15 protein-coding genes are annotated in these 21,376 nt (G+C 67.6%); 10 read left to right on the top strand and 5 right to left on the bottom strand.

The genetic code is table 11. The features are described from left to right. The first annotated feature begins 192 nt into the window (after positions 1 to 192). Both C5E41_RS04575 and C5E41_RS04570 read left to right on the top strand, forming a co-directional pair. Positions 193 to 1,803: a DUF4185 domain-containing protein gene (locus tag C5E41_RS04575; RefSeq protein WP_439956360.1), complete on the top strand. Its 1,611-nt coding sequence runs from the start codon at positions 193 to 195 to the stop codon at positions 1,801 to 1,803. Positions 1,804 to 1,882: 79 nt separating this feature from the next. Beyond that, entirely contained in the window at positions 1,883 to 2,698 is an 816-nt protein-coding gene (locus tag C5E41_RS04570; protein WP_104374593.1) for a hypothetical protein, read from the top strand. A 27-nt stretch (positions 2,699 to 2,725) separates the two neighbouring features. Here C5E41_RS04570 and C5E41_RS04565 read toward each other — a convergent pair whose 3' ends face one another. Then, the gene (locus C5E41_RS04565; protein ID WP_104374831.1) at positions 2,726 to 4,174 is read right to left on the bottom strand and encodes a CCA tRNA nucleotidyltransferase; all 1,449 of its coding nucleotides are present in this window, start codon (positions 4,172 to 4,174) and stop codon (positions 2,726 to 2,728) included. 195 nt (positions 4,175 to 4,369) lie between these two features. Between C5E41_RS04565 and C5E41_RS04560 the strand changes: the two genes are divergently transcribed. The 8 genes from C5E41_RS04560 (at position 4,370) to C5E41_RS04525 (ending at position 17,248) form a co-directional block, all read left to right on the top strand. Continuing rightward, a complete protein-coding gene (locus C5E41_RS04560; protein ID WP_064923396.1) occupies positions 4,370 to 4,906 on the top strand; it encodes an NUDIX hydrolase in 537 nt (178 codons plus the stop codon). Then, entirely contained in the window at positions 4,903 to 7,464 is a 2,562-nt protein-coding gene (locus C5E41_RS04555; protein ID WP_104374592.1) for a DUF6049 family protein, read from the top strand. The genes C5E41_RS04560 and C5E41_RS04555 overlap by 4 nt, the downstream gene beginning before the upstream one ends. A 964-nt stretch (positions 7,465 to 8,428) precedes the next feature. Continuing rightward, positions 8,429 to 12,391, top strand: coding sequence for a murein biosynthesis integral membrane protein MurJ (gene murJ / locus C5E41_RS04550; protein ID WP_258080770.1), 3,963 nt, complete (start codon positions 8,429 to 8,431; stop codon positions 12,389 to 12,391). A 271-nt stretch (positions 12,392 to 12,662) separates the two neighbouring features. Continuing rightward, on the top strand, positions 12,663 to 13,226 hold the full coding sequence (sigM, locus tag C5E41_RS04545; RefSeq protein WP_258080769.1) for an RNA polymerase sigma factor SigM: 564 nt from the start codon (positions 12,663 to 12,665) through the stop codon (positions 13,224 to 13,226). Between the two features lie 181 nt (positions 13,227 to 13,407). Next, positions 13,408 to 14,277, top strand: a complete 870-nt coding sequence (locus C5E41_RS04540) for a hypothetical protein (RefSeq protein WP_146097461.1) — start codon at positions 13,408 to 13,410, stop codon at positions 14,275 to 14,277. A gap of 163 nt (positions 14,278 to 14,440) precedes the next feature. After that, positions 14,441 to 15,427, top strand: a complete 987-nt coding sequence (trxB, locus tag C5E41_RS04535; protein WP_104374590.1) for a thioredoxin-disulfide reductase — start codon at positions 14,441 to 14,443, stop codon at positions 15,425 to 15,427. A gap of 56 nt (positions 15,428 to 15,483) precedes the next feature. Further along, positions 15,484 to 15,813, top strand: coding sequence for a thioredoxin (gene trxA, locus C5E41_RS04530; protein WP_030514055.1), 330 nt, complete (start codon positions 15,484 to 15,486; stop codon positions 15,811 to 15,813). Between the two features lie 238 nt (positions 15,814 to 16,051). Further along, positions 16,052 to 17,248, top strand: a complete 1,197-nt coding sequence (locus C5E41_RS04525) for an N-acetylmuramoyl-L-alanine amidase (RefSeq protein ID WP_104374589.1) — start codon at positions 16,052 to 16,054, stop codon at positions 17,246 to 17,248. A 63-nt stretch (positions 17,249 to 17,311) separates the two neighbouring features. Here the strand turns inward: C5E41_RS04525 and C5E41_RS04520 are convergent, their stop codons facing one another. The 4 genes from C5E41_RS04520 to rsmG form a co-directional block, all read right to left on the bottom strand. Further along, positions 17,312 to 18,052 carry a hypothetical protein gene (locus tag C5E41_RS04520; protein WP_104374588.1) on the bottom strand — a complete coding sequence of 247 codons (741 nt, stop codon included), beginning with the start codon at positions 18,050 to 18,052 and terminating at the stop codon, positions 17,312 to 17,314. Between the two features lie 192 nt (positions 18,053 to 18,244). Beyond that, the gene (locus C5E41_RS04515) at positions 18,245 to 19,246 is read right to left on the bottom strand and encodes a ParB/RepB/Spo0J family partition protein (RefSeq protein ID WP_104374587.1); all 1,002 of its coding nucleotides are present in this window, start codon (positions 19,244 to 19,246) and stop codon (positions 18,245 to 18,247) included. Between the two features lie 4 nt (positions 19,247 to 19,250). Next, positions 19,251 to 20,252: a ParA family protein gene (locus C5E41_RS04510; RefSeq protein ID WP_258080768.1), complete on the bottom strand. Its 1,002-nt coding sequence runs from the start codon at positions 20,250 to 20,252 to the stop codon at positions 19,251 to 19,253. A gap of 307 nt (positions 20,253 to 20,559) precedes the next feature. Next, the gene (rsmG, locus tag C5E41_RS04505; protein ID WP_104374585.1) at positions 20,560 to 21,306 is read right to left on the bottom strand and encodes a 16S rRNA (guanine(527)-N(7))-methyltransferase RsmG; all 747 of its coding nucleotides are present in this window, start codon (positions 21,304 to 21,306) and stop codon (positions 20,560 to 20,562) included. Positions 21,307 to 21,376 lie beyond the last annotated feature (70 nt).

Here is a 21,376-nt window from a genome sequence, read left to right as displayed (position 1 = left end):
CTGTGCTCGGTCCCAGCTGATGCGGTGACTGACAGTGCGTGTCACCAGCGGTGCGAGTGGTAGTCGAGGAGTGCGGTGTTCGGGAACAACGCGACGGGGAGAGCGGCTGCCGGTCGACCGGCGGCGGCGCGCGGCTCCACCCGCACCGGAAAGCGCTGCGCCTCGGCGATTTTCACGCCCGCCGTCACCGGACTGCTGTTGTTCGGCACGGTCGCACCCGTCCCGGCCTCGGCAGAACTCGCGCCGTGGGCGCCACCGCCGAAAAACGCTTGCGGCGAAACGGGATTCGATCCGCTGGCTCGCCAGCCCGATCCGAATGCGCCTGCGCCGCCGATCCTTCCGCCGCGAATCGACATCCCGGTGCCGGTGCCGGAGATCGTGCCCGTGCCGGTGCCGGGCCCGCGACCGGACAACACCCGTATCGTGCCGCAGCCTCTGCCCGTGGACCCGTGCCGCAACCCGTGCCCGGATATTCGCGATACACCGAAACCACCGCCGGCCGAGGACCCTTCCGCGCCGGACGAGCCCGCACCCGGCTCCGGTTCGGCATCCGGCTCGAACAGTGGCTCGGGCAATGGCTCGAACAATGGCTCGAACAATGGCTCGGCCACCGGGTCCGGCTCCGGCACGGGCTCGGGGTCGAATTCGGGTCCGTTCAATCTGCCGAACATCAATATCAACCCGGAACCCGAACCGATTCCGATCCCGATTCCCGGGGGCGAGCCGCCCGCACCGGAGACCCCGCCGCATCCGGTGCACCCGTCGACCGACCCGGGCGCGGTCGCCGCGGCACCCGCGCCGCGGACGGTCGAGAACGTGAAGCTGGTCAATCAGGTGACCGGCCACGGCTCGGTCAACCGCACCGATATGCGCTGGCAGGTCGACGGGACCGATCTCGGCATCATGTGGGAGACCAAGCCCGGCCAGGTCGCGGTGCTGTTCGGCGACACCTTCGGCAAAGGCTGGGAGTACGGCCAGGTCGGCGGACCGGACTGGCGGTCCAATGTGCTCGGTTTCAGCTCCGAACGGGATCTGTCCAAGGGCCTGATCATCGACGACATGGTGCAGGACAGCCGCTGCCACGCCGCCGAACTGCTGAACAGCCGCAAGATCAAGAACTTCGAGACCACCGTGATCCCCACCTCCGGGTTCGCCCTCGGTGACCGGCAGTACATGAGCTACATGTCGGTCAATCACTGGAGCAAGATTCCGGGGATGTGGTGGACCAACAACGGTGGTCTGGCCTACTCCGACGACGGCGGCAGCACCTGGGTCAAGGATCAGTACGCCAAGTGGGACAACATGTTCGGCATCGATCGCTTCCAGGTCACGACGATGGTGCCGCGCGGCGACTACGTCTATATGTTCGGCACGCCCAACGGCCGCATCGGCATGATCGGCCTGGCGCGGGTGCCGAAGAAGGAAGTACTGAACAAGTCCGCGTATCAGTACTGGGTCGACGGGACCTGGGCGCCTGCGCAGGAGAACCGTGCCACGCCGTTGGTACCCGGCATCGCGGGCGAGTTGTCGGTGCGCTTCGACGACTCGAGCAGGCAGTGGCAGATGGTGTACCTGGACCCGGCTCGGCAGGCGATCGTGCTTCGTACCGCGACCGAACCGCAGGGCGCGTGGACCGACGGCACCCTGCTGGCCGATACGAACGACTACCCGAAGGCCTATGGCGGATTCATCCACCCCTGGTCGACGGGTAAGGACCTCTACTTCACGATGTCGGCCTGGGACAGTTACAACGTCTACCTGATGCACGCGACGCTGAACGACCCGCAACCCGCCGATCCATAGCTCCGCGCCGCACCCACGCGGGAAACGTCATCCACAGACCCTGGCGTATTCACCGGCGGCCAGTACTCTCGAATCAATCATGGCCACCTATTTCGATCCCAAGTCCTGGTCGCCGTTGCGGGCAGTGGACCTCGGCCGGCGGCTGTTCGACCCGGAGTTGCTGGATCAGTGGACGGCTTTCACCACCGCGTGGCTCGACCCGGTGGCGGATCTCGGCGCGGGTACGGTCACCGCGCTCCTGCCGGATGTGCTGATGACCCTGCTCAGCGAGGGGATTCTGAGTCGTTTCGGCGGCCGGGAGGTCACCGCGACCCTGCTCGGCCACGATCTGACCGCGATCCTGCAAACCCTCAAGGTGCGCCGCCGCGGCGCCCATTTCCAGACCAAAACGGTGCTGACCGAGCTGCGCTGGAACGGACATCCGATCGAGGAGATGACGGTGATCGCGCACGGGGTACGGCTGATCCCCGGCGTCCCGACGAAGGTGCGCACCGCCGGACTCGACGTCACCGGCACCGTGACCACCGTGGCCCTGGTCGAGTGGCTCAACGAGAAGCGGCTGGACTGGCGGTTCGAGGTGCATCCGAGCGGGTTGATCAGCGCGCGTCATCGCACCCGGAAATTCCAGGCGCTGGTCGACGCCGCCATCAGCGACAACCTCGTCACGATCGCGGTCCATCAGGCCGCCTGGTCGGGCGTCCGGGTCCCGCGGCGCTGGGTGTCGGTGGCACCGGTCACCCTCGCGGACCTGCCCAACGACGTGCGCATTGCGCGGGCCGACCGGCAGGGCGACCGGGTGCATTTCCGGCTCGAACTGCCGCAGATCACCGGCTCGTTCGACCTCGGGCAGATGCGGGCGGCGATCGTCGCCGGCACGACGCTGATCGTGTTCTGAGGCGTTTCGGTCCGCCGAACCCGGACGCTACTGTCCTCCGGCGTTCCACCATTCGAGCAGCGCGGCCTCGGCCTCGTCGCGAGTCAGCGGACCGCGATCCAGCCGCAGTTCCTTCAGGTAACGCCAGGCACGGCCGACCTGCGGCCCCGGCTCCAGGCCGAGCAGTTCCATGATCGCGTTACCGTCCAGGTCCGGACGCACCCGCTGCAGATCCTCCTCCTGCTGCAGGCGTTCGATCCGAGCCTCCAGATCGTCGTAGGTCGAGCGCAGCAGTGCGGCGCGGCGCTTGTTGCGGGTGGTGCAGTCCGCGCGCACCAACTTGTGCAGCCGCGGCAGCAGGTCGTCCGCATCGGTGACGTAGCGGCGCACCGCCGAGTCGGTCCACTGGCCCTTGCCGTAGCCGTGGAAACGCAGGTGCAGATACACCAGGCGCGCCACGTCCTCGGTGAACTGCTTCGGATATTTCAAGGCGCGCATGCGTTTTCGCACCATCTTCGCGCCGACGACCTCGTGGTGGTGGAAACTCACGCCGCCGCCGGGCTCGTTGCGCTTGGTCGGCGGTTTGCCGATGTCGTGCAACAGCGCGGCCCAGCGCAGCACCAGATCCGGGTCGCCCTGCTCCTGGTCGATGGCCTGGCGCAGCACGGTCAGCGAATGCTGATAGACGTCCTTGTGCTGATGGTGTTCGTCGATCTCCAGTTTCATCGCCGGAACCTCGGGCAGCACCCGTTCGGCCAGCCCGGTCTCGCACATGATGTCGATACCTTCGGTGGGATGTTCACCGGCGATCAGCTTGTCCAGTTCGGTACGGACCCGCTCGGCGGAGATGCGGCGGATCTCGTCGGCCATCAGCGCGATCGCCACGCGCACCCGCGGCGCCACCTCGAAGCCGAGCTGAGAGACGAAGCGGGCCGCGCGCAACATGCGCAGCGGATCGTCGTTGAACGAATCCTCCGGGGCCGCAGGTGTATCCAGCGCTCCGGCCAGCAGTGCGTCCATGCCGTCGAGCGGATCGACGAATTCCAGTTCACCGACCCCGCCGATGCGCACCGCCATCGCGTTGACCGTGAAGTCGCGGCGGATCAGATCGCCCTCGAGGCTGTCGCCGAAGGTCACCTCCGGATTGCGGGAGATGCGGTCGTAGTTGTCGCTGCGGAAGGTGGTGATCTCCAGCTGCCAGCCCGATTTCGACGCGCTCACCGTGCCGAACGCCAATCCGCCGGTGTCCCATAGGTTGTCGGCCCAGCCGCGCACGATCTCCTGCACGACCTCGGGCCGGGCGTCGGTGGTGAAATCCAGATCGGTGCCGAGCCGGCCCAGCACCGCATCACGCACGCTACCGCCGACCAGGTACAGCTCGTGGCCGCGCGCGGCGAACAGGCCGCCCAGCGGAGTCAGCACATCCGAGAGCCGGCCCAGGGTGATCGCCGCCGCGGCAAGCAATCGCGTCCGGCGATCATGGTCGGGGTCGGACACGGCCCTTCCTTTCACTTGTGTGCCGTCCTCCACTTCTGCGTCAACGGACTTCGGCGAAACCACGGAAACGCAGCTTAGTTGGTACGCACCCGCCGGCACCCGCCCGGACCGACCGGACGACACCACCGCGGTGCGGCATGACACTCGGCATCGAACACGTTCAGTGCATCGATCCGGCGCGGCTAGACTGACCCGGTGTCTCCGGCCGATCGCGCGAACAGTCGACGCCGCCAGCCCCGGCGCCGCGGTTCGGCCGGTAATGCGGCGAAACCTCGCATGCGCACTGTCCGGGAAACCTCCGCCGGCGGATTGGTCGTCGACGGACTCGACGGCCCCGCCGAACAACGCTGCGCCGCGCTCATCGGGCGCACCGACCGCCGCGGCCGGCTGCTGTGGTCGCTGCCCAAGGGCCATATCGAGGAGGGGGAGACGGCCGAACAGACCGCCGTCCGGGAGGTCGCGGAGGAAACCGGCATCAACGGCCGGGTGGTCGCGGAACTGGGAAGCATCGACTACTGGTTCGTCACCGAGGGCCGTCGGGTACACAAGACCGTGCACCATTACCTGATGCGGTCGTTGGGGGGTGAGCTCTCCGATGCCGACGTCGAGGTCACCAAGGTGGCCTGGGTGCCGTTGAGCGAACTCGATTCCCGGCTCGCCTACGCCGACGAGCGGCGTCTGGCCGAGGTCGCGAATCGGCTGATAGATCGGATGGAGAGCGGCAGACAATGACGCGTGCGAGTCGCAGTGGGCACCGCTGGGTGCTACTGCTCGTCTCGCTGGCGCTCGCCGTATTGAGCGTGCCGTCGGCCGGGTCGAGCCATGCGCAGCCCTCCGGGTCGGGAGGTTCGACCGCCGCGCCGAAATTCCTCAAACTCACGCTCGATTCGGTGTCGCCGAGCACGATCACCACCACCAGCGATTCCGTCCTCGCGCTGACCGGCACGGTGACCAACATCGGCGATCGCGTGGTGGACGACGTCAGCGTGCGGGTGCAGCGCGGGGCGGCCATCACCGAACCCAGCGAATTGCGGTCCACGCTGCGTCAGGATCAATCGAACTTCCCGGTCAGCGCGCAGTTTCAGGACGTCGCCGACCGGTTGGGGCCCGGGCAGCGCAAACAGTTCACCCTGCGGATCGGGGTGCGCGAGGGCATGTCCAACGCGGCCGCCAATCCGCCGGTCACGGACTCGCTCGGCATCACCGAACCGGGCGTATATCCGCTGCTGCTGAATGTGAACGGCGAACCGGCCTACGGCGATCAGGCACATCTCGACGATGCGCGGTTCCTACTGCCGGTGCTCGGCCTGCCGGCCCTGCCGAACGGCTCCGAGGCCGCCGGGGAAGGCGCACAGCCGGTTCCGGCCGCACCGCAGCCGCCGGTGGCCACCACCATGCTGTGGCCCCTGGCCGATCGGCCCCGCATGGTCGCCGGCATCCCCGGTTCAGTGGACGGCAAGGCGCTGCTCACCGACGACGAACTGGCCGGGGAACTCGCCGCGGGTGGCCGCTTGGATCAGCTGCTCTCGGCGCTGGAGGCGGCGCTGCGACCCGACCCCTCGCACGATTCCGGCCGCTCGGGCGCCGGGCTGGGCGGATCGCTGTGCCTGGCCGTGGACCCGGATCTGCTGCTCACCGTGTCGAGGATGACCGAGGGATACCGAGTACTGGCCTCGCCGTCGGATCCGGACGGGCCGACGCGCGACGGTGCCGGACCGCAGGCCGCGCGGACCTGGCTCGACCGGCTGCGTGCGCTGGCGCCGACGATGTGCACAGTGGCGCTGCCGTTCGCGCAGGTCGACCCGACCGCCTTGGCCGGCGTACACGATGCCGATCTGGTCGCCCGCGCGATCACCGCACCCGCGGATATCGTCGATTCGCTGCTGTCGGTCAAATCCGTGCGCGGGGTGAGCTTGCCCGCCTCCGGAGCCATCGGAGCCGATGCCGCGACCATGCTGACCGAACGGGGTTTCACCACCGCCGTCCTCTCCGGCAATGCCGTGGCCGAGGGCGGTTCCGTCAGCGCCGCAACGGGTTCCGGGCGCGGCGAGGCGACGGTGCGCAGTACCGCCTCCGTCGCCGCGGATATCGCACCGGTGGTGCCGGAGATGGTTCGCCTGCCGGCCGCCGCGCCGGCCAAACCCGAACCCACGCCGCCGACGCCCGATTCCGGGTTGAAGGTCGCCACCTTCGACATGTGGTCGGCGACTGCGCTGGCCGCGGTCGGGTCGAACCCGCCGACTCCGGCGTTCACTCCCGAACGGGTCCGTTACGCGGTCACCAACGACTCCCGCACCGCACGACTGCAGGACGCACTGGGCGCGCTGACCTGGCCGGTACTGAATACAACCGAGACCCGCCCCCGGGCGACTCTGCTGATGCCGCCGCAACAGTGGGGCGCCGACCGTGACGAGGCCGGAGCATTGCTCTCGCATTTGGAGCTGATGTTCCGCAGCGGTTTGGCGACACCGCGTTCGTTCACCGATCTGCTGGCTCAGCCGGTCGATCCGCGCCCGTACGACCTGGACTACTCCGGTGATGCGGTGGCGCAGGCGGTGCCCGATCAGTTCATCGCGCCGGTCGGGCAGCAGGAGCATCGGATCGACGATCTGATGAGCGCCCTGGTGGAGATCCCTCAGCAGGAGCCGACGCCGCGGACGTTCCTCACGCCGCTGCGCGACGATCTGATCCGGGTGCTGACGCTCTCGGATCGCACCGGCACCGATTCGCAAGCCGATACCGCCGCGCAACGACGACTCGAACAGACCACCCGGACCATGGACGGGTTGTTCTCCTCGGTGAGTGTGCTGCCGCCGGGCGGGGTCTACACGCTGGCCTCGGAGCAGAGCCCGTTGCTGCTGGTCGCGCGCAACGATCTGCCGGTCGCGATCCGGATCCGGTTCAAGATCGGGGCGCCCGCCGAGACGAATATCACCGATATCGGTGAGCAGCAGCTTCCGGCGGAGGGTACTCGGTCGTTCCAGATTCCGACCAAGGTGAGCGACAGCCGTAACCTGGTGATTCCGATATCCCTTACCACACCGGCCGGAGTGCCTCTCGGCAATGCCACCTCGGTTTCGGTACGTTCGAACGCTTACGGTCAAGCGTTGGCGATAATTACCGCATGTGCCGGTGCACTGCTGTTCCTGCTCGCCGGTCGCCGCTTGTGGCGCCGCTTCCGGGGACAGCCGGATCCGGCCGACAAGGGTTTGGACCCCGGAAAACGACGCAGGCTCAACCGATACCTGCGCGCCCGCAAACGAGTACTGCTGGAAGAGGAGGCACAGTGAGCGACAATCGCGCAGCGGCTCGCTGTGCCGACCGGGTGCGGGTGTCCCGCACATCACCGGGCACAGTGAGCGACAATCGCGCAGCGGCTCGCTGTGCCGACCGGGTGGTTCACGGGCCGGAGCGAATGCCGAGCAGACCGGAGGTCCGGTGACCGAGTACGACGGCCCCGTCGTGCCCGATCAGGGCGACGACGAGCAGTTCCCGCGACGCGCACCCGCCGCGCCGTGGGAGCGTGGACCGCGTCGGCTGAGTCCCGATCCCTCGATGCCGCCCTCGGGCGCCAACGGTGTCGTGCCCAACAACGCGCCGCCGCATCACTTGCCGAACGAGGCCCGCCCCGCTCCGGCCGATCCGCGGCGACCGCTCAGCGGTCCGATTCCGCAGGTCCCCCCGGCCAGCCGGATGCCCGGCCCGAACGGGGCCCGGCCCGCACCGCCGCCGCGCCGGCAAACGCCGCCCAGCGCACCCATGCGCCGGACACCGGGTGCCGGCCCGCGCCAGGTTCCGCCGGGGGCGTCGCCGCTTCCGGGACCGCCGAATCCGCCCGACGAGGCGCGGTATCCGGGCCCGCAGAATCCACCGCGCCGACAGAGCCCGCCGAGCGCGCCCATCCGCCAGACCCCGAATGCGTCGCGGCAGCCGCTACCGCCGAACGCCCCGCCGAGTGAGCCGTTCCGTCAGGTCCCCTCGACGGATCATCGAGGTGCTCGCCCGCTGCCGGATGTCCCACCGCCGGGGCGGCCGCGGCCACCGCAGCAGGGTCACCGTCCGCTGGTCGATCCCCAACCCCGGCCGCCCCAGCCCCGGGATCCGCAGAGCCAGGAGCCCCAGAGCCGGGAGCCGCAGAGCCGGGAGCCGCGGCGCCGGGGTGCGCAACGCCCGGATCCGCAGCGGTCCTACCCGCCGGGCCCGCCCAGCGGCCCGGTCGACGAGGTACCTCGCGCGCCCCGCCCGGAGCGGGCGATGCCGCGTCACATCGCGCCGTCCGAGTCCGCCGAGCCGCGTCGCCGGCCGCCGGGGGAGCGCCCGGCTGCGCCCCGCCCCGATTCGCCCCGCCCCGATTCACTGCGCCCCGATTCACTGCGGCCGACACGCGCGCGGAGCGATTCGCCGGGTCCTCGCACCGCCCAGCAGGCCGTACTCGAGCGGGAACCGGACGAGTCGCCGAATTCGCGACTGGTTCGCGATTCGGGATCCATCGCGGTCGCCACCCTGGTCAGCCGAATCACCGGCTTCGGTAAGCAGCTGCTGCTGGTCACCGTTCTGGGGCCGGCCATCGCCAGTGCGTTCACCGTCGCCAGCACGATTCCGACCATGATCTCCGAGCTGCTGCTCGGCGCGGTACTGACCGCCATCGTGGTTCCGACCCTGGTGCGGGCCGAGAAGGAAGACCCCGACGGCGGCGCTGCCTTCGTCCGCCGCCTGGTCACCGCCGCCTTCACCGTCCTGGCCACGGGAACGGTGCTGGCCGTGGCGGCGGCCCCGGTGATGACCACCCACATCTTCCTGTCCGACGACGGCAAGGTGAATACCGCGCTGACCACGGCCCTGGCCTTCCTGCTGCTGCCGGCCATCCTCTTCTACGGTATGTCGGCGCTGCTCATGGCCATCCTCAACACCCATCAGGTGTTCAAACCGGGCGCATGGGCGCCGGTGCTGAACAACCTGGTGGTGTTGGCGGTGCTGATTCTCTACGCCGTCACGCCTGGCGAGATCAGCCTCGATCCGGTGCGGATGGGCGATCCGAAGCTGCTGGTGCTGGGCGTCGGCGTGACCGTCGGTGTGATCGTGCAGATGGTCAGCCTGCTGCCCGCCATCCGGCGCCTCGGTATCGATCTACGCCCGCTGTGGGGTGTGGACGCGCGCCTGAAGCAGTTCGCCGGGATGGGCGCGGCGATCATCCTGTACGTGCTCATCAGCCAGATCGGCTGGACCGTGGCCACCCGAGTGTCCTCGCACGCCGATGTCGCGGGCCCGACGATCTACCAGAACGCGTGGCTGCTGCTGCAGCTGCCGTACGGCGTACTCGGCGTGACGCTACTGACCGCGATCATGCCGCGGCTGAGCCGTAATGCCGCCGCCGACGACAATCCCGCGGTGGTCGACGACCTCGGTGATGCCACCCGCCTGACCATGATCTCGCTGATTCCGGTGGTCACCTTCCTCACCATCGCGGGTCCGCAGATCGGCCAGGCGCTCTATGGGTACGGCCATTTCGGCAGTTCCGATGCCGGTCGCCTGGGCGAGGCGGTCTCCTGGTCGGCGTTCACGCTGATTCCGTACGCGCTGGTCCTGATTCATCTGCGGGTGTTCTACGCGCGGGAACAGGCCTGGACACCGACCTGGATCATCCTCGGCATCACCGGCGTCAAGATCGTGTTGTCGCTGCTCACGCCGGTGTTCTTCAACGACGACCACGTCGTCATCGCCCTGGGCGTGGCCAACGGCCTGGGCTTCGTGACCGGCGCGGTGATCGGCGGCTGGCTGTTGCACCGCAGTCTCGGCGATCTGCGCATGGCCAACGTCGGCCGCACCGTCACCCGGGTCGTGCTGGCCTCGGTGGCCGGCGCGGCGGTGACGCTGATCATGGATCAGGTGCTGGGCCTGTCCCGGCTCGACGGCGGCCTCGCCTCGGTCCTGCGGGTCGGCCTGGACGCGATCGTCATGTTCGGCGTGGCATTCGGTCTGATGCGCCTCGCCGGTGTGCCGGAGATCGTCGCACTCACGGTCGCGGTGTCGCGCCGCCTCGGCTTCACGCCGCCGGCGCCCGACCTCGGCCTGGACGACACCGGCGCCGATATGCACGACACGATGGTGCTGCCGCGCCCGGATCTCGCAGCTCCGTATTACTACCGCTACGACCCGTATACCGACGCCCAGACCATGGTGTTGCCGGTAATCCGTCCTGGTGCGGTTGACCGCACCGGTCAGGGCGAGTTCCCGTACCCTGTTCGGCAGAGAAACGCAAATGCCGGTGCTGCACCGGCGCAACGGACTTCGACAAATCAGGGCGAAGGAGGAACGAGGGTGAGCGACGACGCGGCGGAGGGTCAGCCTTCCGCCGAGGCTGCCGACCTGGCAGGCGCAGTGCGCACCGACGACGTCCCGCCCGGGAGTGTTCCGCCGGCCGACCGCACTCGGGACTCCGCATTCGACCATACGGAAGCGTCGAACGCCGCTGCGGCGCCCGACGCCGAGGCCGGTGTGGACGGGGATGCCCCCGACGCACCGAACGCCGCGGGTGCGGCCGCGAGCGGCAACGGCGCGGAAGCCGCGCCTGCGCCCGGAGCGTTGCCGCCGCGGGATCCGGCCTATGACACCGGCATGCTGCCGGTCGGTTCGCCGGAGATGCCCCCGATGCGGGTGGAACCGCCGGCCCGGCGGGTGCCGCGCGGGCCCAAACTGATTCCGGGCGCCTCCGTGGCGGGTGGCCGCTATCGGCTGCTCGCCGACCACGGCGGCGCGCGCGGACTGCGGTTCTGGCAGGCCTTGGATGTGAAACTGGACCGCGAGGTCGCGCTCACCTTCGTCGATGCCGATCAGAAGGCCGCCGACAATCCCGGCCACGACGGCCCGCAGGCCATCCTCTCGCGCACCCTGCGGCTGGGCCGGATCAACTCCTCCGGCCTGGCCCGCGTGCTCGATGTGGTGCGCGGTAGTTCCGGCGGCATCGTGGTCGCGGAGTGGACTCCCGGCCGCTCGCTGCGGGAGATGGCCGAGACCAAGCCCTCGCCGATCGGCGCGGCGCGGGCCATCCGCGCCCTGGCCGCGGCAGCCGAACTGGCCCATCGCGGCGGCGGTTCGCTGTCGATCGACCATCCGGACCGGGTGCGGATCAGCGCGTCCGGCGATGCGGTGCTGGCCTTCCCGGGCACCTTGGCCGATTCCGACGCCCAATCCGATGTACGCGGCCTCGGCGCGATGCTGTACGCGTTGATCACCGCCCGCTGGCCGATCCGCACCGGGAGTATCACCGGTTCCGCGGCGACCGTCGGTGGGCTGAAGCTGGCCGATTTCGGAAGCGACAGCTCTCCGGTGGAACCGCGCCAGATTCGTCCCGAGGTGCCGTTCGAGATCTCCGCGGTGGCGGTCCGCTCGCTCGAGGCCGACAAGGGCGTGCGGACGGCGGCGACCGTGCAGCACGTGCTCGAGCAGGCCTCGGTCGTCGACCAGAAGACCGACTTCATCCCGGTCCTGCGCCTGGGCCAGCGCGCCGTCGCGAACCCGGACGAAACCCTCGCCGATCCGGAACTGCTCGCCGCCGAGCGCGAGCGGTCGCAGCGCATGCTGTGGATCCTGGTCGGTCTGGGTGTGCTCGCGGCGCTGGTGGTCGGCGTGATCATCTGGTGGCTGCTGAGCATCTTCGCGCCGGGCTCCGCCGACGAACCGCTCAACGAACAGCGCAAATTGGGCCTGACCACGGCCAGCGTCGCACCGACGACGCCGGCCGCGCAGTCCGCGGGACCCGCGCCGACTACGGCGCCCGGACTTCCGCTGCAGGCGACGGGCGTGTCGGTGTACTCCCCGGAAGGAACCCCGGACAGTCCCGGCAACGTGTCGGCCCTGCTGGACGGCAATCCGACCACCACCTGGCACACCGATCAGTACTTCCAGCAGTTCCCGGCCTTGAAGAAGGGGATCGGGGTACTCGCGACGCTGCCTGGCCCCAGCAAGGTGAGCAAGGTCGTCATCGATTCCGCGTCGCCGGGCACAGTGGTCGAGGTGCGAACCTCACCCACCGCGGTTCCCACCCTCGATCAGACCCAGCTCGTCGGCCAGGCCACCCTGGCCGACGGCACCACCACGATCCCGGTGCAGTCCGACCAGCCAGCCCGCTACGTCCTGATCTGGATCACCCAGCTTGCCAACAACGGCGGCCAGTTCCAGTCCTCGATCGGCGACATTCACTTCGAGGCAGCTCCCTGATTCGTGCTGTCGCGGCCGCCCGTTGTTCCGGCCCGTGATATCGCCTCGCTCTGGTTGCTACCGATTCGTAATAAACGTTATGATTCACAGCGCGCTCTCAGCAGGGGAGCTTCCTGGGATCTGGAGTCTCGGTCCTGGATGATGCGGAATTTGCGGCCTGTCCGGTGTAGGACTTCGTGCCGCCGTGAGCGCTGTCCAAGGGGTTTGTGTGTCGTTCGAAGCGATCGCCAGTGGGGGGACACCGGAGTCGTCTGCTGTTCGTCGTCGCTCGATCGATCCGGACGAAACCACCGATTTCGAATTGCTTTCCGCCCATGTAGCGGGAGATCGCGACGCTTTCGGCATTCTGTTCCGCCGCCATTACAGCAGGCTCTGGCAATTGGCGCTGCGCACCTGCCGCACTCCGGAGGATGCCGCCGATTCGCTGCAGGACGCGCTGCTGTCCGCCCATCGCAATGCCGCCACCTTCCGTGGGGATGCGGAGGTGCGCAGCTGGCTGCATCGCATCGTGGTCAACGCATGCCTGGATCGTATGCGGCGCAACAAATCCCGTCCCGCGACGTCCCTGTCGGACGAATCGGTGGCCGAACCCGCAGTGGAACGCGACGACATCGCGCAGCGCGAGGTGAAAATGGTCGTCGCCGCGGCCCTGTTCACGCTGCCGCCCGATCAGCGAGCAGCGCTGGTTGCGATCGACATGGAAGGGTATACCGTAGCGGAAGCGGCGCAGTTGCTGGGCGTCGCCGAGGGGACGATCAAAAGTCGCTGCGCCCGTGGCCGTAAACGGCTGGAGCAGGAATTGGAATTCCTGCGAAATCCGGGGAACCGGACGTAGTCGAGAAGCGTCGTTACTAACAGACGGACAAATATTCGTTGTGCCTGCCGCCGCATCGCTGCGATGACAGACGCTAGATCATGAGGCCGGACCCGGAGAGGCGATGGACGACAAGGGCGAATTCGCCGCGCGGCGAGGCCGTTCCGGGGTGTGGGGCGACGAAGCGGACACAGGAGGTGTGATGGCAGCCCGTTCAGTTCCGCGCCCTCCGTTCTCCACCGATCTGCTGGCCGATTTGCACGCCGACAACGTCCCTGCGGAGCAGGCCGAGCTGCTGTGGCCACAAGTTCGCCGGGATCCCGACGCCGTCCGTTTTCTGCACTCACTCGACGGCGTGAGCGCCGAATTACGCGCGCTGAGCCTGGACGACCGCATCCTGCACCCGATACCGACCCAGGTCGCGGCCCGGCTGGACGCGCTGCTGGACGAGTTGTCCCGCGGCGAGCAGCCGCAACCGGTCGCGACCGTCCACCAGCTCTACCGTGACGGCGCGGGCGGTGAGCCGCCCTCGACCCGCCCGATGCCGGCTCTCGACGCGGTTCCCCAAGAACCGATTCCCGAGGAGCCGCTGCCGCAGGACGCCGACGTCCCGGGCGCGGCTCCCACGGAGGAGCCGATCTCTCTGGACGGGCACCGCGCGAAGCGATTGCGCTGGTTCACCGCGGCCGCGGCGGCGGTGGCCGTCATCGCCGGAAGCCTGGTCGCCGTCGACGCGGTGACCGATCGCACGGTGCGGCCGAATGCACTGCCCGCCGAACACAGCACCACCGTCGCCCTCGACGACGAGCTGTCCTCCGCGGTCGTACTCAGTGCCATGGGCCGCAACGACGTCACCGGCCCGCTGTCGGGCCCCGGCGCGATGGCCGGCTGCGTGAAGGCCGCGGTCCCGGACCGCACGGTGCTCGGCTCGACGAATGTCACATATCGCGGTGAATCGGCCGTGTTGATTCTGCTCACCGGCCCGCGGCCGCCCAAGATCACCGCACTGGTGGTGCGGACCGGTTGCAGCCCAGCGGATCCGCAGATCCTCGAGATGCGTGATATCGGCTGACAGCGCCCGGAGTGCGCGAGTGTCGTATCCGCCGCGATGTTCCCGGGCCCGGCCTCGAGCGTTCCCGGGCCCGGCCTCGAGCACAGCCGGTCGGCGGCGGGAACATCTACGTTTACCCTGTTGTTGACCGACACGCCTGTTGAACACACTTCGGAAGGGCATCATGAGCACGCCTGTACGCGATCTGATCATTGTCGGCTCCGGCCCCGCCGGCTACACCGCCGCGGTCTACGCTGCTCGGGCCGAGCTCGAACCGTTGCTGTTCGAGGGCACCCAGTTCGGTGGCGCGCTGATGACGACGACCGAGGTGGAGAACTTCCCCGGCTTCCGCGACGGCATCATGGGCCCCGATCTCATGGAAGAGATGCGTGAGCAGGCCAAGCGCTTCGGCGCGGATATCCGTACCGAGGATGTCGAGGCGATCGATCTCTCCGGCCCGATCAAGTCGGTCACGGTCGGCGGCGAGGCCTACCGGTCCTACGCGATCATCCTGGCCATGGGCTCGGCGGCCCGCTACCTGGGCGTGCCGGGGGAGCAGGAGCTGCTGGGCCGCGGGGTCAGCGCCTGCGCGACCTGTGACGGCTTCTTCTTCAAGGGCCAGGACATCGTCGTGGTCGGCGGTGGCGATTCCGCGATGGAGGAGGCTACGTTCCTCACCAAATTCGCCTCCAGCGTGACCATCGTGCATCGCCGTGAGGAATTCCGTGCCTCCCGCATCATGCTCGAGCGCGCGAAGGCGAACGAGAAGATCCGCTTCCGCCTCAACTCCGAGGTGGTCGAGGTGCACGGCGACACCGCCGTGACCAGTCTCACCCTGCGCGACACCAAGACCGGCGAAACCTCCGAGCTGGCGGCCACCGGCCTGTTCGTAGCGATCGGCCACGACCCGCGCAGCGAATTGGTCCGCGGCCAGGTCGATCTCGATGCCGAGGGCTACGTGAAGGTACGCGAGCCCGGCACCGCGACCTCGGTGAACGGCGTCTTCGCGGCCGGCGATCTGGTCGATCACACCTACCGCCAGGCCATTACCGCCGCCGGCACCGGCTGCCGTTCGGCGATCGACGCCGAACGCTGGCTCGCCGAGAAGGGCGACATCACCAGCAACACCCTCGATCACGCCGGCAACCCGGTGGAAGTGCCCGCCGGCTGATCAGTCCCCGAAGCCTTTCGAATATCGCGTCATCGCACACCGCAAGGAGTTCCGCCATGTCCGAAACAGCCACCAAGACCGTCACCGACGCCACCTTCGAACAGGATGTGCTCGGCAGCGACAAGCCGGTGCTCGTCGACTTCTGGGCCTCCTGGTGCGGTCCGTGCAAGATGGTCGCCCCGGTGCTGGAGGAGATCGCCGCGGCGCACGGCGACAAGCTGACCGTCGCGAAGGTCGATGCCGACGCCAACCCCACCAGCTCTCGTGACTACGGTGTGATGGCATTGCCGACGATGATCCTGTTCTCCGGTGGTAAGGAGGCCAAGCGCATCGTGGGTGCCAAGGGTAAGGCCGCGCTGCTGCGCGAACTCGAGGGCATCATCTGAGACGTCTCGTTCGAGGCCCCGGGTTATGGCACGTCGCGAGCGTGCCCGGCCCGGGGCCCCGATCCGGTTTCACCAGGGGGCACTCCGGGACCCGATGGCTGTGTACTATTTCGGCACCCGGAGAATTGCCGAAATACGGCTCGGGTCTGAGACAATCGACCGACGCTCCGGTCGTGCGAGGGTGTGTGCCATCGCATAAGTGGGTACCCGGGTTGGCGGAAGGAAAGGGCTCTCACGCATGCACCGACTTCGTCACGGCGATACTGGTCCAGCCGTCGCTGAGGTCCGGAGCACCCTGGCAAGTCTCGGATTCCATCCACACCCGCGCGGGATCGACCGGTCCGGCGGGCAGGGGGAGTACTGGAAGGACTCCGACGCCGTCTTCGATCGTGAACTCGATTCGGCCGTACGCGCTTTCCAGCAGCAGCGAGGTCTGCTGGTCGACGGTGTCGTCGGGCCCGCTACCTATCGCGCGCTGAAGGAGGCGTCCTATCGCCTCGGCGCCCGCACCCTGATCTATCAGCTCTCGGCGCCGCTGTACGGCGACGATGTCGCTACGCTGCAACGGCGCCTGCAGGATCTAGGCTTCTACGTCCATCGCATCGACGGCTACTTCGGCCCGCATACCCACGATGCGCTCACGGCCTTCCAGCGCGAGATCGGCCTGTCCGCGGACGGCATCTGTGGTCCGGACACCCTGCGCTCGCTGGAACTGCTCGGAGCTCGGGTCACCGGTGGCAACCCGCATCGCATCGCCGAGGAAGAGGTCGTCCACCGGGCCGGTCCGCAGCTGACCGGGAAGCGCATCGTCATCGACCCCGGAATGGGCGGCGAGGACAAGGGTTTGGCCGTGCCGACGGAGTTCGGCGACGTGTACGAGTCGGAGATCCTCTGGGATCTGGCGAGCCGCCTCGAGGGCCGGATGGCCGCCACCGGCATGGAGACGTTCCTGTCTCGCCCGTGGGGCGCCAACCCGACCGACGCCGAACGCGCCGAGACCTCCAACACCTTCGACGCGGATCTGATGATCTCGCTGCGCTGTGCGGCGAATCTCAGTTCGTCCGCGGGCGGCGTGGCCAGTTTCCACTTCGGGAATTCACACGGTTCGGTATCGATGATCGGGCAGGTGCTGGCGGGATTCATCCAGCGCGAAATCGTGGCGCGAACCTCGTTGCAGGACTGCCGCACCCACGCCCGTACCTGGGACCTGCTGCGCCTGACGAAAATGCCGACCGTGCAGGTCGATATCGGCTACCTGACAAACGAATACGACGCCTCGGTGTTGACCAATCCCCGGATGCGCGATGTGATCGCGGAGGCCATTCTGATCTCGGTCAAGCGGTTGTATCTGCTCGGCCAGGACGATCAGCCCACCGGCACTTACACATTCGCCGAGCTGTTGGCGGAGGAATTGGCTGCGGCCGACCGGACGTAGTTCCCTCGCATACCGCAGAAGGCGCCCCCCGGAAATTTGGATCCCGGGGCGCCTTCTTTTCGGTCAGTGGCAGGGAACGCTCGGCTGGGCCTGCATCGCGGCGGCGGCCAGCAGCTGGTCGAGAGCGCGCTCGACGTCTTCCTTCCACAGATGATCGCTGTCGAGTTCCAACCGCAGTCGCGGGAAACGATGGTGCTGCGCCACCACCGAGAATCCGACGTCCTCGAGGAAGTCCGCGTCGATCATGCAGCTTTCGGGAGAGCAGCCGCTGTTGGCCTTCGGCCGCGGGGCGGAGGCGATACCGTGACCCGGTGAGTCGATGCGCTCCATCAAGAACATGGATCGCACTCCGCGCGCCGGCAGCGCGGTCGCGGCCGGATCGGTGCGAATTCCGAAAGCCTCGATCGCTCGCACCCCTCGGCGCATCAGATCGCCGACTACGGCCTGAATCAGCCGATGGGCAATATCTCCATCATTGTGCGGCGGTTCGGCCCGCAGCGTGGTCAGCAGGACCGCATCCGGGCTCACGGGGGAGGTGGGGAACAACGCCGCGCGCGGTACCGCACTCGGCGGCGAATACAGCGCACATCCAGCCGGCTGGCCATCGACCAACGCGATCTGCCCGCAGGATCCCCATTCGAGCATCACCGTCGACAACCATGCCTCTTTTTCGAAGACGGGATCGCTGAATTCACGAGAGTCTGCCGCCACGGCCGGGTCGATCTCCCAGAACACACATCGACGCGCATGTGCGGGAAGTTTGTCCAGTCCGCCGAGGGTTAGTGCGGTCACGCTGGTCGACACCGCTCTGCTCAGCCTCCAGCTTTCCGATTCATCTATGCTCACGCCGCATCAACATCTTCTCGCCAGCAAGAATATGCGATCAAAGCGAACGCCTCATTTCCCATTCCTTATCGATCGCGGCACATTCGGATCGGCGCGAAAAAGAGCGGTGTCACAGTGACGTTTCTCGCCGAACCCTAGGGGTCTGTCTCGTCAGAGCTGTTGTTGCTCCATCAGCCCGACAATGCGCTCCAAATCATCGACCGAACCGAACTCGACGACGATCTTGCCCTTCTTCTTGCCCATACTCACCGTGACCCTGGTGTCGAACGAATTGGCCAATCGCTCGGCAACCTTGTCCAACCCCGGCGCGTAAATTTGCCGCCGCTTGGGGGTCGGCTTCACTTCTTCCTCGGGGTAGCGGTTCGCGAGAGTGACAGCCTCCTCGGTCGCACGAACCGACAACCCCTCGGCGACGATGCGTTCGGCCAACCGCTCCTGCGCCTCGGCGCCCGCTTCCAACCCGAGCAGCGCGCGAGCATGTCCAGCGGAGAGCACGCCGGCCGCGACTCGTCGCTGCACCGGAATCGGCAACTTCAACAGGCGAATCATATTCGTGACGACCGGCCGGGATCGGCCGATTCGGTTCGCCAGTTCCTCGTGGGTGACGTCGAATTCCTCCAGCAGCTGCTGATAGGCCGCCGCCTCTTCGAGCGGATTCAGCTGCACCCGGTGGATGTTCTCCAGCAGCGCATCGCGCAGCATGGCGTCGTCGGTGGTCTCCCGCACGATCGCCGGGATGGTCTCCAGGCCGGCTTCCTGGCAGGCTCGCCATCGCCGTTCACCCATCACCAGCTGATAGCGCGGAGTGGGGGAGGACTCCAGCACCCGCACCACGATCGGCTGCATAAGACCGAACTCCCGCACCGAATGGACGAGTTCGGCGAGCGCATCCTCTTCGAAGACCTGCCGCGGCTGCTTCGGATTGCGCTCGATCTGATCCGGCGGAATCTCCCGGTACACCGCACCGGCGCTCGACTCGTCGGCCGCATCGGGCACCCGATGCAGATAGGCCGACGCGGGATGCGGGCCGATCGGATCGAGTCCGATCACCGCATTGGCTGCCGCACTTCCGAGCCCCTGCACATCGGCAGGGCCGGTCGGAATCAACGCGGCTAACCCGCGCCCCAAACCACCCTTCTTCGCCTGACTCATCGGCCTACCGACCCCTTTCCTGTGCTGCACCGGCCGTACCGACCGGAGCGCCTTCCTGGCCCGGCGACACTCGGCTCTGGACGATGGCCGAGCGGGCCGCGATCTCCCGCCCCGCGTCGAGATAACTCATCGCGCCGCGGGAACCAGGATCGTAATCGAGCACGGTCATGCCGTAGCCCGGCGCCTCGGAAACCTTGACGCTGCGCGGAATCACCGAGCGCAGCACCGCGTCACCGAAGTGGCCGCGGACCTCTTCGGCAACCTGGTCCGCGAGTTTGGTCCGGCCGTCGTACATGGTGAGGACGACTGTCGAGACGTGCAGCTCCGGATTCAGATGCGACTGCACCAGACCGATATTGCGCAGCAGCTGGCCGACGCCCTCCAGGGCGTAGTACTCGCACTGGATCGGGATCATCACCTCCTTGGCCGCCACCAACGCGTTGACGGTCAGCAGGCCGAGAGAAGGCGGGCAGTCGATCATGACGTAGTCGATGTCGTAGCCCGCCAGGTTGGCCTCTTGAATGGCCGCTTTCAATCGGCCCTCACGGGCGACCATGGAGACCAATTCGATTTCGGCGCCGGCGAGATCGATCGTCGCCGGAATGCACAGCAGGCGTTCGTTATGCGGGCTGCGCTGGATCGCGTCCTGCACCGAGATCTCACCGATCAGCAGTTCGTAGCTCGACGGCACGCCGGAGTGGTGCTCCACACCGAGCGCGGTGCTGGCATTGCCCTGGGGGTCGAGGTCGATGACGAGCACCGTCATTCCCTGCAGTGCCAGCGCGGCAGCGAGATTCACGGCCGTCGTCGTCTTACCGACCCCGCCCTTCTGATTGGCGATGGTGATGATGCGTTGTTCGCGCGGCTTGGGGATACTGAGCGAGCCAGGGTGCAGGACCTGGCTGGCGCGATGCGCCTCAGCCGCGATGGGAGTTTCGGCGGCGGAGATATTTCCGAATGCGGTCTTGGCGAATTCATCTCCCTCGAGGCCGCCGCTGTCCAGCATTCCGGGCACCCGGGAGGTTGTTTCCCGTGAAACATTCGCCGGACGGTTCGACATACAGGCTCCTAACCCCGAGAACTTCAGACACGTGCCCAGGCAGCACCGGCGCCGCATGGCTCGAACAAGCAGAACGCGGAGCTGCCGGGAACCGCGAAACCGCGCGCTCACGCTCGACGACAACTAGCTTGCCAGCACCGGCCAGAATACGGAAGTTGAACCGCGGCAATCACTATCCGACACGCACGGAATGACTCGCCGCGACCGTCGCGAGCGGCCTTGCGGGCCGTTGTTTCATGTGAAACAACGGAAGTTACTGTGCGCGTCGGGCGCGTCGACTCGCTTCCTTGTTCGCCCGCTTCTCCGCGCGCGGCACCCGCTCCACACTGAGCACGACGGTCGGCGGCGACACGACGCCCGCACCGCATTCGAGGATCTTCGCGTGGCCCGCACCCGCGCGCGCCAACTCCACCTGATCGCGTTCGAGTTCCTCGGCGACGCTGGATCCCTTGAGCGCCAACATATGGCCGTGCTCGCGAACGAGCGGCAGGGACCACTTGGCCAACTTCCCGAGGGGAGCGACCGCACGAGAAGTCACGTAATCCGCACCGCCCGCTTCTTTCCGGACGTCCGGCTGCTCGGCGCGACCGCGAACCACGGTGATCTCGAGTCCCGCAGCTTCGACGAACTCCGCCAGGAACTTGGTGCGGCGCAGCAGTGGCTCGACGAGTGTGATGCGCAGATCCGGACGCGCGATGGCGAGTGGAATTCCCGGAAGTCCGGCGCCGCTGCCGATATCGACAACGGAGGCTCCGAGAGGAATCAACTCACCCAACACCGCACAGTTGAGGATGTGGCGGTCCCAGAGCCGTGGCACTTCCCGCGGTCCGATCAGACCGCGTTCGACGCCCGCGGTCGCCAGCGCGGCGCAGTACTGCTCGGCCAGCGGAAGGCGATCACCGAATACCTCGGCCGCCACCGCGGGCGGCGTCAGATCGACAGAGTCACCGCCGGGGGAGTGCTGAGGAGTGGCACCCGCGCCTCGTTCCACGTGAAACATCCTTCCGGACCGTCGAAATCCATCACAACGCAACTCATCACAAAGAGTAGGGCCCCCGGTTCGATGAACC

It is taken from the genome of Nocardia nova, from assembly GCF_002933465.1.
Lineage (GTDB): Bacteria > Actinomycetota > Actinomycetes > Mycobacteriales > Mycobacteriaceae > Nocardia > Nocardia nova_B.
The sequence above is the reverse complement of the archived record's forward strand: the minus strand, read 5'-3'. Positions and strand labels throughout refer to the sequence as shown.